The following is a 13703-nucleotide window of genomic DNA, read 5'->3' as shown; positions in this document are numbered from 1 at the left end:
GAATGAAGTTGAAGGGTATGTTGATGTGAGGCCTGTCTGTATCCGGTAGGTAGTGGTGCACCGTGGATATATCGTTCACGGCGGTCTTTTCGATTAGTCGCTTTTACCCTATACGAAGATGTTTGATGTAGTAGTCTGCTACAAATTTTATAAAATTTGTGTCTGAGTTTAAAATCATAGTTAATTCCTTAAAAGTAAATTTACCTTTTGCTTTTTCCACTTGTTCTGTAAGGACTATTTTGTAATACTAGTTTACACATAGAAATAATCCCGAAATTGCATTCATAGCATTTTCTAAATTAGCTTCTTTATAGAACATATTCCTTTTATGCTTAATCTCATTATACATTTTCCACCAATTTGGGGTTTTATCCTCTTTCCAAGTTTTGAAAGGTTGAACTCCAAAAAAGTTAAATCCAATATTGACTTTTTCATCAATTAAATCTGGCAACTCTTTTTTTATGATTTTTTGGTATTCTCTGATATTTATTGCTATTGAATTATGATCTAATTCTTTACATATTTCTTTTAGGATTACATCAATCTCGGAGCAGCTGGAAAGAATTAATCTTGTCATTTCAATTGAATGAGTTTTTAAATTATCATTCGAAAAATCAATGTACCTAGATATTTTTTTAAAGTTAGATTCTAAAGCACAATAGTAATCCCAGTATCGCATTGAAAACTCTTTCTTTTCATTTTCTTTTTGACTGCTCATCGTCATTTTATTTGTGTTCTAATTTTTGTTTTTGAATCAACAATCTTTTACTATTTGATGCCATATTTGGTAATCTCCAATACTGATTATCAAACCACTTTTGACAAACATTCAAAGCTTGTTGGAATTTTTTCTTTTTTGAATACAGAATTGTAAGTTATTCGTTTAAACCTAGAATACAAACTTCTCATTGAATACCTTCTTCTAATACTTTAATTTCTTCGTCCGGAAAACCAACTGAATTTAATCTTTTTTCTTTTAAGACGGATACGATTGTTTAGAAATTAAGATAGCTAAAATTCCCGACTTTTATGCTTGCGCGGTTTTGTCCGCAGGACACAGAGCCGCAATTGTCTTTATACGGTGTTGTAACACGTTTTTTAAAGGTAATCTTCTAAATCTTTTCTAACTTCTTTTAGGTATTTCTTATAAATTTTAAAGTGCTCCTCATAGTTGTCTTTCAATTCAGTGGCTCTCTTTTTAATTTCAATTACTTTGCTGTCGATTACCTCAAGACTATCTCCTTGTTTAGGTTGCAAGTCAATTAATTCTCTCTGGATATCAAAAGTTCTTTTGTTTATTTCCATTGCACGTTTCTCATCAAAATCATAAAAAATATTTATATGGTGATGTTCGAAATGTGGAAATGCTTTTAATTTATTTGAATAAAATTCAACCTCTTTTTGAATGTTCTCGTAAAGTTCTTGATGTTCAATTTCACCTTTTTCAAAAATTTCGAACTGGTGTCTCAACAGGTTGAGATAATTCATATGCTCCAAATAAAATTCAGAAGCTTTTTTCGCAGAGTTCACTTTCTCTTTCCAGAAGAAAGTTTTTAATTCTTTATTGTATTTGGATTTGTCAATAAAGAATTGAACTAAATTTCTAATAGACCAACCCAAAGCTCCGGAAACAATTGCTATTGAAGTTGCTCCAATTCCTGGGTAATCTCTTAAAAATTCTGATAAGTTCATAGTTCAGTCAAATGTGTTACAATGGGAGTCTGCGCAATAACTAAATTTAACTCTCTGAGATTCCCGTATTTGATTTTTTTCTCAGATACCCCTCCAATTATTCTAATATTCAAAATAGGTTTTTGCGCAGTCTGACGGTTGGTATAAGATTAGTTGCGTGGTTTAAGAAACTAATTTAGCAAATACAAACCGAATAGAAAATCCGAGAGGATTTTCGTAAATAGGCTTGGACTAGCAATTAATTTTATACGTTGTTGTGCTCAGTTTTTATTTTTTCAATCAGTTTTTCAATTCGTTTATTTCTGCACCAAGCTGTTCGGTCAAAATTTATTTCGTGAACAATTCTGTCATAATTTTTTATTTTCAAAATCCTTTGTTTTCCAAAAAGAGAACCTTTCTTATTCTGTAAATCGTAGCTTAAGTTTTTATAATCGTAATGATTATCTTTTTCCTGATTATTTACTAGGTTAACAGTTTTAATCTCCAGTTTTTGGTCAGAGTCATTAAAATCAATTTTGAAAACTTCTCCGAATTTATACTTTTTTCTAGTCCGATAGATAAACCAAGTTATAACTCCAATCGAAATTATGAGACTCGACCACAAGGGATTTTCAAATAAAAGTTCAGCAGTTGTGTTTACCCTAGTCGGTCTACCTCTTGAAACAAATAGAGGGATTGCTATCCAACTAGCAAGGAATAAAACAATAAAGAGAACAATATATTTAATTCCAATTGTCAGATAGTTTAAATCAGATGTAGGCTTTTCTATTTCGTAGCTGTCAGTCATAAATTGGGCACAACGGTTAGTATATGAATAGCAGGTAGCCTATAAGATATTGATTTTCAGTTAAGTGCAAAATTTGGTACGAGCCAATGGCCTTGAATTTATTACTGTTTCGCCTATTTTTTATAAACATTGTTACAAGCAGTTTTTATTTTTTCTAAGACAGTTTCTTTTTCAGCCTTCGAAGCGTCAATTTCAAGAATGAGATTGTCATTTTCTATAACTCTTAATAATCTTGGATAATCTCTCCAATCAACTTGCTTTATGGTAATGTTATTATTGTCAAACCTGTAAACAAGTTTTTCCAATGTACTGTCGTCATGGTAGAAAGGAAAGTCACTATTGTCAAAAATCAGTTCAAACTTCTCATAGTCTTGGTGAATCATTTGTTTGATTTCATTCTTTAAAGATTTCGTTTTCTTAGGTCGGTCATATCCAAAGCGAGATTTGAATTCTTCATTTTTAAATTCTTCTACTTTCTCTAAATCAACCCATTCGGTATTGGTTATAAACTCTTTTTGTCTTTTCAATAAAGCAACAGTGTTTTTAGTGACTCCTTCAACGCCTGTTCTGTCACCTGCGTAAAAGTCAAAGTGGTCATATTTTGGGTTGTCAAATATTGCAAGGTCTTCAAAGCCAATATTTTCTTTGTGGTTTTTGTAATCTGATAGTTCCTTATTTTCTATTTTTCTAATTATGCAATGAAAAAATGAACCACCACCACATATCTCAATTTGCTTTTTTGCATTTTCATTTCGGTAAATGAGAAGGTTTTGGCCTTTATAGAACTTCTTTGTTTCACTTGTTATCAGATTATATCCAAAGTCATTTTCAAGAAAGCCAAATGCCTTTCTCAAAATATCAAGTTCGGTTTTCTTCTTAAACAGGTTCAACATTTCGTTTTTCTAATTGCTTGTAATGGTAGGGCTATGGTTTCGATGCGTGAAAATCCGCGAAGATTTTCCGCCGTACACCGAAGATAGCAAATTAGCTAGGACCTTCCGAGAGGAAAGTCAGAAGTAATGAACTATAGCTAGTGTTGTACTGCGTTATTTTTTTTCAAATTCGTTTATCAATTTATGTAATTTGTCATTTTCAGGGATTTTTTCAATCCATGTTCTGGCTGAAATTCCATGATTGTTTATTATGTCCAAATCTACACCATGATTTAAGAGCTCTTTTATGATTTCAAATCGGATTTGATTGACTGTTTTTTGTTCTTCTCTCCAAGTCAAACTGTATTCTCTTATCGCAGTAAAGATTAGATTATTACCATGTTTTTCAGTTGAGTGAATATCCGCTTTACCAGTTTTTATTAATATCAATGCAATATTTGACATACTATGAAATGATAACGCTATTTCCAACGCATTATGGCCTTCTTTTGTTTTGACATTGATATCAGCTCCTTTATCAATTATGTATTTAACAAGTTTCACATGATTTTCAGAACCTTTAAATTCAGAGTTACAGTCACTAATTACACTTATTAAAATACTTCTTGAATGTTCGTAATCAGCATATCCATTCACATCTATTTTTTGATTTTCAATTAGCTCAATTACTTTGTCGTAAGAGGCTTGATATAAATTTTGAAAAAATTGAATTCTGATTTTATCATCAATTTCATATAGTTGTTTAGTCCGATTAATTTCAGATTCAGACTTTTTTGGGGAGAACAAACTTTTAAATAAATTCATTAGTTTCCTTAATTGGTCATAATGCAGTACAACGTGTTTGGCTATGATTCCGTTTCGGATGCAGGAATCGAGCCAAGTTAAAGTTACTATTTTTTGGTTTATTGCATATCGAGCAATGGATTATAGCCGTTGTTGTGTTTAGTTTTTTATTCTACTATTCTTATTTTCTTTCTCTGTTCGATTATCATATCTTCGTTGTTTGCACCGATGTCAATATAGCGTCCATTTTTTGCTTTTAGGATTGTGTCGAATCTTAAAGTCCGATTAATTTTTAAACCGAGTTCTTTGTCTATTATTTCAGTCGTTTTAAAAGTCCCCGCAACTCTAAATTCTTTTCCGTTTACATAAATGGTAGAGTTTTTTGAAATTCCCCACTCAAAAATCATATCGATTTTATGATTCTCAAGTCGGATAGAATCGTTTACTTTTACATTCAGAGTGTCATTTTCAAACGCTGAATGAAAAGAAATAGCTGATTGTCCTTTTTCTAGATTTTTATAGGCATTGCAAGAAATCAAAATGCTCAAAACGATTAATAATCCTATATGTATTTTGATATTTCGCAATTCTTTTAAATTAAACACAACGGTTGGTATAACCGAAGTTACGGTATTTAGTTGGTAGTGTTAGAATTAAGCACAGGTTTTAGCAATTCGCGCTGGATTCGGACGTAGTCGAATCCGCCGTAATTGCGGTTATACGTTGTTGTACACAGTACTTTTATTTCCATTTTGCTATTAATTCAGTCACTCCGTTTTTAATTCCGTCATAAAAGTTTCCAGCTTTAAATTCAGGAATTATAGTTTGGTCAATTACTTCTTTACAGATTTCGTTAGTCAAAATAAGCTCAGTTCCAGTTCCAGTTGCAATTCCGATTTTCCGACAAGGTTTACAGAGTAAAATTATCAATCCATTATCTTTTTCTGCTGTTCCAACTCCCCAATATTTTCCCAAATCCGTTGCCATTTTTTGGATGTCAGAATACGGGTTAATACTGTCAATCGTTACAACAACTATTTGTTTTGTTGTTTCAATATTGTAGTCATAAATAATATCAGATAGTTTCTTCCTTTGCGAAGGACTAAAAATACTGTCATAATCGTTTATTATTTGACCTTTTATTTTTGATTCTCGAAATTTTTCAACTGTTGAGAGATCAAATTCAGTAGTTGGTTGTTTAACATCCGTTTCTTGAGCAGTTCCTTTGCAAGAAAGCAAATTCAAAGTCAAAAGTAGGATTAATATTTTAGTTCCGATTTTCATTTCAGGTATTGTGTACAACATGTGTATAAACACACTGGTGTGTTTATTTCTATTATATATACACCGCCAAAATAGAAAAAAACTTACATATTGTATTTTTTTATGAGAAGAATCTACATAAATGGCACTTTAGTATTATCTATTCTTAATCGTTTGTAAACGTTTGTAGTCGGCTACATAAATATTACTACCTCTACTTTAGCGAATAATTTTAGTTGTTTTTATTTTAATCCATTTACTATTTTCATCATTTCATTCAAATACACAATTGATATTCAAAATAATATCACAACTTATAAATCTAATTTATAGTAGATTTTTCTTTTCTAATAAATTAAAATATTATTTATATAAATGATTATAAAGAAAACTAAAACGTAAAATAAACGAATCAAAATTGATTAATAAATTTAGGTAAAGTAATTGCTTGAAAAAAGGTAAGAGAATTTTGTCCTCATGGGACGAAATCGAATAGCAAGAGGGCAACACGCTAACGCGGTGTTGCAGTTCATTATTTTTGGTTCAAACCCTTATAAATAGCGGGTTTTCGGGTTTTTGTAATTTTGAAAACATTTCAGTTTTTACAGTAAAAAACCTCTCAGCCCAGTAAAATCAAGGGATTTTTACAGTAAAAATGAAAAATTTATAAAATAACTCCAGTGTTACAATTTGAAAATTAATACGTATACGATGTTGTAATGAAATATCAGGATTTAATGCATTTGCAGCAAATCCTCTGGGAACCTCAGTAAATACGTTTTTATTTGCAGCAAATAGACTGATTTCTGGAGTCTGATTTAACTATGTGAAGAATTTTTTAAGCAAAATAGTATTAGTTCTGGTAAGTCTTTGGGGGCTTTTCTCTGAATTAATCTGTTTCTTCAATTACAAAATAAGTAATCCCACACGTTGTATATGCCTCTTTCATATGTAGATGTAATTATCTTCACATGGGTTGTATATGTTATTCACATTTAGTGAGCGTCTATGACCTCACCTTACGGGTGTACAAGCACCCTCTTAACCATTTGGGTTAGTCTATAATAAGTTCTATGCCTGCTTTGTCTGCTTTGTATTTTATTTTAGTGATAAGTTCATAGTAGCTCCAGTTTCTAAGAACAAATTTTTCTTCTTTAGCGATACGAACTTTATCTTCCTGGTTTAAAAGAATCAGAGTTCCTGTCTGATGTTTTATGCAAAAATCGATGAGTCGTTTGCTGTAGACATGTAAACGATGGGAAACATAGTTACTTTCTGTTTTTGCAAACTTATTTACTGCTTTAATTTTTCGTTTACGACCATGACCGGATTTGCTAAAGGCAACTCCCGACTGGGCTCTTTTTCTGGCTGACTGGATTGCCAGCCTTCTGTATAAAAACTCTTCCTTGGAACCGATGGTAAGCTTTTTTTTACCTGTTTTGACTACAATTGGATATTCCAAGGATAAAGAGGCTTCTGCAATGAGTTCGGGTTTTAAAGAGTGACTGTCTTTTTCTATCTCAAAAACCGGTAGCCAAAATATTTTTCCGTTTTTTAGTTTGATATGGGAGGTGCAAAGTTTGATCTCTCCTTTGACCAATCGTTCCATGAGGATTCGTTTGTCTGTAAAATCCTTTCCCAAATAGGTTTTCATGGGAATACTGAACAATCGGAAGCAGAATGCCCTTTTCTCCACGTTATAAGATAATCTGGTGATTCCCTCCGAACTAAATGGAAATGCCATATCTCTTCTGAAGTTTTGAAGGGAACGCTCCCCTTTATAGTAGTAGGTGCTGTTTTGTTTAAAGGTGATTAATAGTGTTCCATTTAAACAGGATAATATATTGGTGGGGATTTCACCTTTAAAACGATCGGAGATCATCCGATAGGTGGTATTGATACGGGAACGGTTTAAAATTCCACTATCATCTTTCTTTTCATCTGCCAGTTTGTATTTGATGCCCTCAGACAAATAGAAGAAATCCTTGATCATTTCCTGAACATACAAATGAGAAACAATAAGATTCGCCGCTCTGTAACACCTGTTTTGCCATTGGTATAATTTACTGATGGCTTCCATTCGTTCTTCCTTGGTTGGCAGATCAACCAATAACTGAATCTTTCGGGTGAGTTTGAGCGATGATTTATTCATACTAAGCCGATTCTAATGGTTCCTCCTGCCATAATTTATAAGCAGTAACAAATTCCTTATGAACTTCCTTTTTGGTTAGGTTAAGCTCATTGGCTATAAAGGCAAAGGAATGTTTCTCTTTACACCTGAGTTCTAAAACCCTTTTTTGCCCCTCAGTCATAACCTCCTGAGTTTTTACTTTGACCGATAGCTTAGATTCCGTCTTTTGAATTCCTCCATGATGAATGATGGCTTTTATGTCTTGGATAGCCTTTTTTACCTCCCGAGTGGTTTCTTGAATTCCCATTCCCATTACCTGGGATATGGCTTTATACTGAAAACCATATTTTAAACACAGATCAATAAGGCGTCTTCGTTTAGAACTTAACAGTGGTAAAACACTTTGGATTTGATCAAAGTACTTTTGTTGTAATTCCTGATCTAGAAGATTTTGAATATCATTTTCCGGATCGTATCCTACCATGTAATCCTGGTAATTCTCATAATTATCTAAGGAATTGACTTTCTTAAAGAACTTGTTTTTGGGTTTGCAATGGTAGGATAAACATTCCCGTTTCATGACATACCTCAAAAAAAAGAAAATATGCTTGGGGTCTTCTATCCGATCTCTGCTGTCCCATAATTTCATAAAAACATCCTGAATCAGGGATTCTATGACAAATTCATCGTCCATCCAGCGTTTACCCACCCAAAAGATATTACGATGGTATTGTTTATGGAGGTTAACCAATACAGTGGGATCACTATTTTTTAATAAAACAAAATTTTGTTCTAACATAATAGCACTTATTAAATTAGACTAAGCGATACCTTATGTTAGAGAAAGAAGAAAGCTTTGAAAGAATATTGAGTATATAACCTTATAAATAAAAAAAGGTGTGGAACTCAACTTACTGTATAGGAGGTACTGGTATACCTGTACACGAATAAGTGAGCCCACACCCGGGTTGTGAGCTAATCTACTTATCGTCTCGTGTACATAAAAATTACCAGTTTTCCTATACAAGACTCAAAGCAATTACTTCTAATATTTTCTTTCAGAAGAATCGCTAATTTAACTACTATTTCTAAATAGTTGGATAAATATATAAAATCGTAATCACATACATGTAATTGTGTTTGTTTTTTTTTCTCTTTCCCTTTGGATTGTATATGAAAAAAATAAAAAATAATGATCTTCTATCCAGCATCTCATTAGTTCTTAAAGAACTTCGAGCTGAAAGAGAATTAAGTCAGCAAATGGTTAAAGATGATACTGGAATACATATTGGAAGAATTGAAACCACCAATCACGATCCTTCTACAAGTACAATTTTTGAGCTATGTAAATATTTCAAAATTCCCCTTTCAGAATTTTATCGAAGAGTAGAAGATATTAATTCTAATCTAAAAATTCAAGAGTTAAATAATTAGTTGTCTATCTCTACATTGCTTAAAGTACTATAAATTCACTATTAGAAAATTTAACCATAGACAATATTGTTAGTCAATTCAACTGAATTTTCCATATAATAATTAAGCATTCATTACTCACTTAAAAGATTTAAACTTTGCTTTTACCGTAGCTATGCATAGTATACTCTATTTATAATCGTAATAATATATCAAATGAGTTAAAATGGTAGATTTATTAAAAATCAGAATCAATTTTTAATAAAAAATATTCTATTTACACAGAACTTTCTTGTTAAAAAATTTTGAGCAATTAAAAAATATTTTTAAGTTTAATCAAATTCTCCCCTAAACCGATAATTTTTCAATGATTTTATCCTATGCGATTTCTATAAAAATCACATAGTTAGATAATTTATTTATTAAAAATTGGTTCAAAATTTAAAAGCAAAACAATGAAGAAAAACAATCTACTACTAAAGAAATGCATATTTTACATTTTTACTTTCCTATTTTTCTATTCTTGTACAAAAGAAGACTCATCTAAAATTGAAAATTTACAATCAAATCCTTACAATGTTAATCACGAAATGGCAATTAAAGTTGCTGAAAACATTATCCTAACTAATAATGCTAAAAATCCTCTTCAAAATAAATCAAATAATGAGAATGACTATGAAATTACGTCTGTTCCGGATGAAGAAGGAAATATACTCTTCTATATAATTAATTATCACTATGGAGGATGGATTATATTAGCTGCGGATAATCGAATATCACCTATTTTAGCTTATTCTGACAAAAATGAATTCAGAACAGATGCGAATGAATATTCTACAGGGTTAATAGAATGGTTAGGCAATACAAAAAATAAAATTAAAACTATTAGACTTAAAAATTTAGAACAACCGGAATATGTAAAATCAGAATGGAGTAAATTGGAATCTCCTCAAAATTTAAACGATTATTTTAAAAGGGAAAATAATTTAAATAAATCTGACACCAACTATAAAGAGGATCCTGTTGACCCAAATGAATGTTATGATGAGTTTGAACAGCGAGGTCCATTGCTGACAACGGAATGGGGCCAAAGATGTGGCTTCAATGATTTACTTCCAACATTAAGCTGTGCGGATGCATGTTATTCAAATGACAAGGTTTTCGCTGGATGCGTACCAATTGCAATAGCACAGGTTTTAAAGTATCATAACTATCCTACAACTTTTAATTGGTCGAATATGCCAGATCTTTATGCTACGTCATCAACTGCAGGCTTACTAAAAAATATTCATGATAACATATCCGATATAAGTTATGACTGTGATGGTACTGGTGTGGATAAAGATTACAATACTGCTAATTTTTTAAAAAACCATTTTGGTTATACAAGTGCAAATCAATCAAGTTATAATTACAATACGGTAGAACAACAATTAAGGTATAATCGTCCAGTAATATTAGGTGGCGGTAGAGATGCCGGCTGGTGGATTTTCCATTCTTACGCTGATGGACACATGTGGGTATGTGATGGTTTTCGTAGAAGTAAAACTTGTATATTTGATGATAATGGTGATTTAATTACCGCTGTTTCTTATCTTTATTTCCATATGAATTGGGGTTGGTCCGGAAATGAAAATGGATGGTATGGATTTAATAATTTCGATCCAGGAAATTATACTTTTAATTATGATGTAAAAATGATATATAATATAATACCATAAAATGATGAAAAATATTTTTATACTTATGCTATTAGCTCTTTCCAGCTGTAGTAATTCTGATGAAAATCAAGATAATTTTGTTCTAGATACTATGATAGAATTCGAGGTAAGGGATAATCAAGGAAATGATATGTTAGATCCTGAAAATTCAAATTCTTATGATGAATCACAAATTAAATTATTGTATTTAAATAATGGTAAATATGTAGAATTTTACGATTCAAGTTTAGACCATCCAAAGAATTTTCTAATTTATAAACATGCAAATAATTATCGTATCAGAGTTTTCATCAACAATGATATAAATGAAGATAAACCAGAGACAATAATACAATGGTCAGAAAATGAAAAAGATACTATTCGTGTTGAAATAGCAAGAACCAACAGATCTGAATTAATAAAATCAATTTGGATGAATGAAGAATACATTTGGGATGAATCATATAAAACTGAACCTTTTTTTATTCTTGAAAAATAAATTATTAGTCTTTTGGAATAATTGATTTTATCCTATTTTTATATTTATTATCAATTTCTGTATCTTAATAATAAAATTTTAACCGAGGTCAAATAATACCTCCAAAAGTTCTTTATTTTTGATTCAAATGCGTAATTCGGTACGCATAAATTATTGAAGATCAAATATTAACAATGGATATACGGTGTCAGGAATTTTTCACATACAGCCTGCCACCCCGACTTTTTGAGATACCAAATTACGGTAATTAAAAGGGTAATTACATGGTTTACATGTAGTTACCCTTTTTTAATGCGCTAAAATGAACTAAATAACATCATTATTAATGTGAGTTAATCGTGAGTTATGGGTCTAAATCGTGAGTTAATCGTGAGTTCATTTTTTGTATCTTGTAATCCCCGCTCCTACTGATTTTCAGTACATATAAAATAGTTTGGCTTTCGTACCTCAAATTATTGTTTCATTTAAAACAACGAAAAGATGCGTACAACTCAAACTTTCTCCATTTCATTCTTTATTCGTAAAAAGAAAAATCAACCTGAAACCGCACTGCTTTACACCAGAATTACCGTTAACGGCCAATCCATTGAAATCAGTCTCAAACGAAGTCTTCCAACAAACCGTTGGAATCAATCGGCTTCAAAACTTTACGGAAGCAGTATTGAAAGTCAACAGCTCAATAAAAAGATTGACGAAACCAAAACCTTACTGTATAATGCTTATGACAGTTTATTAAAGGAAGGACAAATTATTTCTGCATTAGCAGTTAAATCCCGATTTCTGGGTAATGATCAAAAACATGCCACATTAATACACTTACTATCCTACCATAAAAATAAAATGACCGGTGTTTTAAAACAAGGTACCCTAAAAAACTATACCACAACGGAAGCTTACATTGTGGATTTTCTTAAAAAGCACCTGCATACCTCCGATATTTTTCTCAAACATGTAAATCGTCAGCAAAAAGTGGACATCTCCAATTATAAAATAAGCTAGTGTTTTTATTAGTAATTTAAATTTAATTATGGGAACACTAAAAAAGAAATCTGCTGAAACTTTTGTAAAAGATATTCGTAAAAACACACGAAGAATATTTACTGCTGAACAAAAGATTCTAATTGTTATGGAAGCCATAAGAGCAGAGACTTCAGTAGCAGAATTATGTAGAAAATACAGTATCGCTCAATCACAGTTTTACAAATGGAATAAAGAGTTTCTAGAAGCTGGTAAAAAAAGATTAGCAGGTGATATCACACGTGAAGCAACGAGTGACGAAGTCGCTGATCTTAGAAGAGAAAATGCGCGATTAAAGGAGGCGTTAGCCGACTTGGTCATACGCTATGACATCGTAAAAAAAACCTCGGATATGCTGGATTAATCAGTAAATATAAAAAGTATATGAGGCTGACAGCAAATGAAAAATTAGCGATTATCCAAGAGGTTACTCGTAGCGGAATAGGGGTTAAACGAACTTTAGAAGAATACGGTATTTCTAGAAGTTCCTTTTACAAATGGTATCAGAATTATCTTGAATACGGTTATGACGGGCTTAAACCGTCGATAAGAACATCCAACAGACAATGGAACAGTATTCCGGAGGATCAGAAAGATTTAGTAGTAGAACTCGCCCTGGAACAGACAGAATTATCATCCCGGGAATTAGCTGTTAAAATAACCGATGAGCAAAGGGTTTACATATCTGAATCCAGCGTTTACCGCATTTTAAAAGAGCGTGATCTTATTCCGGCTCCTAATCATATCCTGATTTCAGCATCAAACGAATTCAAGGATAAAACGCAATTTGTACATCAAATGTGGCAAACTGACTTTACTTATTTTAAAGTCGTTGGATGGGGATGGTATTATTTAAGTACGGTGTTAGATGATTACAGCCGTTATATCGTGCACTGGGAACTGTGTAACTCTATGAAAGCCCAAGATGTTAAAAGAACAGTAATAAGGGCCATTGAGAAGGCCAAATTAAAAACCAAACAAAAACCAAAATTACTCTCTGATAACGGTCCGTGCTATATAGCTAATGAATTGAAACAATATTTAAAGGATGATTTAAATATCAAGCAAGTTCACGGAAAGCCATTACATCCTCAAACCCAGGGGAAAATAGAGCGCTATCACAGGACTATGAAAAATGTGGTGAAACTAGATAATTTTTACCATCCAGATGAGTTAATGGAAGCGCTGGAAAAGTTCGTGGACAACTATAATAACAATCGCTATCATGAGTCTTTGAGCAACATGACTCCAGCCGATGTATATTACGGGAGAGCTGATAAAATTTTAGAACAAAGAGCAATTATTAAACAACAAACCTTGGCTAAAAGAAGACGGTTGTATCAACAAGAAAAAATGTTATTTTTATAATCTTAGTGCTAGCTTAGATTTGAATCTAAAGTGTCCAAATTAGTTTGAAGACGTACACAATCAAACGAGATATATAATTTACAATGTATTAGCTATGGAAAATAGATTTAATAGCCTTTATAATTACATAAAACCAAATAAAAATAAATTTTCACTA

Annotated in this window: 14 protein-coding genes; 5 read left to right on the top strand and 9 right to left on the bottom strand. The window is 31.7% G+C overall.

What is annotated here, in order from left to right:
* Window positions 1–247: 247 nt before the first annotated feature.
* The 9 genes from DMZ48_RS13290 to DMZ48_RS13250 form a co-directional block, all read right to left on the bottom strand.
* Window positions 248–718 (bottom strand): hypothetical protein, encoded by a 471-nt coding sequence (locus tag DMZ48_RS13290; RefSeq protein WP_143955644.1) that lies wholly within the window; start codon window positions 716–718, stop codon window positions 248–250.
* A gap of 380 nt (window positions 719–1098) precedes the next feature.
* A complete protein-coding gene (locus tag DMZ48_RS13285; protein WP_143955643.1) occupies window positions 1099–1692 on the bottom strand; it encodes a hypothetical protein in 594 nt (197 codons plus the stop codon).
* Window positions 1693–1936: 244 nt separating this feature from the next.
* On the bottom strand, window positions 1937–2479 hold the full coding sequence (locus DMZ48_RS13280; protein ID WP_143955642.1) for a hypothetical protein: 543 nt from the start codon (window positions 2477–2479) through the stop codon (window positions 1937–1939).
* Window positions 2480–2592: 113 nt separating this feature from the next.
* Complete coding sequence (locus DMZ48_RS13275; RefSeq protein ID WP_143955641.1) at window positions 2593–3333, bottom strand: hypothetical protein; 741 nt, start codon at window positions 3331–3333, stop codon at window positions 2593–2595.
* A 192-nt stretch (window positions 3334–3525) separates the two neighbouring features.
* Window positions 3526–4176: an ankyrin repeat domain-containing protein gene (locus DMZ48_RS13270; protein ID WP_143955640.1), complete on the bottom strand. Its 651-nt coding sequence runs from the start codon at window positions 4174–4176 to the stop codon at window positions 3526–3528.
* A 146-nt stretch (window positions 4177–4322) separates the two neighbouring features.
* Window positions 4323–4742, bottom strand: a complete 420-nt coding sequence (locus DMZ48_RS13265; protein WP_162558721.1) for a hypothetical protein — start codon at window positions 4740–4742, stop codon at window positions 4323–4325.
* 154 nt (window positions 4743–4896) lie between these two features.
* Window positions 4897–5439: a TPM domain-containing protein gene (locus DMZ48_RS13260; protein WP_143955638.1), complete on the bottom strand. Its 543-nt coding sequence runs from the start codon at window positions 5437–5439 to the stop codon at window positions 4897–4899.
* A gap of 1033 nt (window positions 5440–6472) precedes the next feature.
* A complete protein-coding gene (locus DMZ48_RS13255; RefSeq protein ID WP_143955637.1) occupies window positions 6473–7570 on the bottom strand; it encodes a hypothetical protein in 1098 nt (365 codons plus the stop codon).
* Window position 7571: 1 nt separating this feature from the next.
* Window positions 7572–8348, bottom strand: a complete 777-nt coding sequence (locus tag DMZ48_RS13250) for an RNA polymerase sigma factor (RefSeq protein ID WP_143955636.1) — start codon at window positions 8346–8348, stop codon at window positions 7572–7574.
* A 374-nt stretch (window positions 8349–8722) separates the two neighbouring features.
* On the opposite strand from DMZ48_RS13250, the gene DMZ48_RS13245 reads away from it, so the two are divergent.
* The 5 genes from DMZ48_RS13245 to DMZ48_RS13225 all read left to right on the top strand — a co-directional run bounded on the left by DMZ48_RS13245 (window position 8723) and on the right by DMZ48_RS13225 (window position 13546).
* Window positions 8723–8983, top strand: coding sequence for a helix-turn-helix domain-containing protein (locus tag DMZ48_RS13245; protein WP_143955635.1), 261 nt, complete (start codon window positions 8723–8725; stop codon window positions 8981–8983).
* Window positions 8984–9417: 434 nt separating this feature from the next.
* Window positions 9418–10683, top strand: a complete 1266-nt coding sequence (locus DMZ48_RS13240) for a C10 family peptidase (protein WP_143955634.1) — start codon at window positions 9418–9420, stop codon at window positions 10681–10683.
* A 1-nt stretch (window position 10684) separates the two neighbouring features.
* A complete protein-coding gene (locus DMZ48_RS13235) occupies window positions 10685–11161 on the top strand; it encodes a hypothetical protein (protein WP_143955633.1) in 477 nt (158 codons plus the stop codon).
* Between the two features lie 480 nt (window positions 11162–11641).
* On the top strand, window positions 11642–12160 hold the full coding sequence (locus DMZ48_RS13230) for an Arm DNA-binding domain-containing protein (RefSeq protein ID WP_143955632.1): 519 nt from the start codon (window positions 11642–11644) through the stop codon (window positions 12158–12160).
* 28 nt (window positions 12161–12188) lie between these two features.
* Window positions 12189–13546, top strand: a protein-coding gene (locus DMZ48_RS13225) for an IS3 family transposase (RefSeq protein ID WP_422395439.1) whose coding sequence is annotated in 2 segments (ribosomal slippage) — window positions 12189–12530 and window positions 12533–13546 — 1356 coding nt in all. Because the reading frame shifts where the segments join, the coding sequence is not laid out codon by codon here.
* The last annotated feature ends 157 nt before the right edge of the window (window positions 13547–13703 follow it).

This window comes from Robertkochia solimangrovi (assembly GCF_007279655.1).
GTDB lineage: Bacteria > Bacteroidota > Bacteroidia > Flavobacteriales > Flavobacteriaceae > Robertkochia > Robertkochia solimangrovi.
The sequence above is the reverse complement of the archived record's forward strand: the minus strand, read 5'-3'. Positions and strand labels throughout refer to the sequence as shown.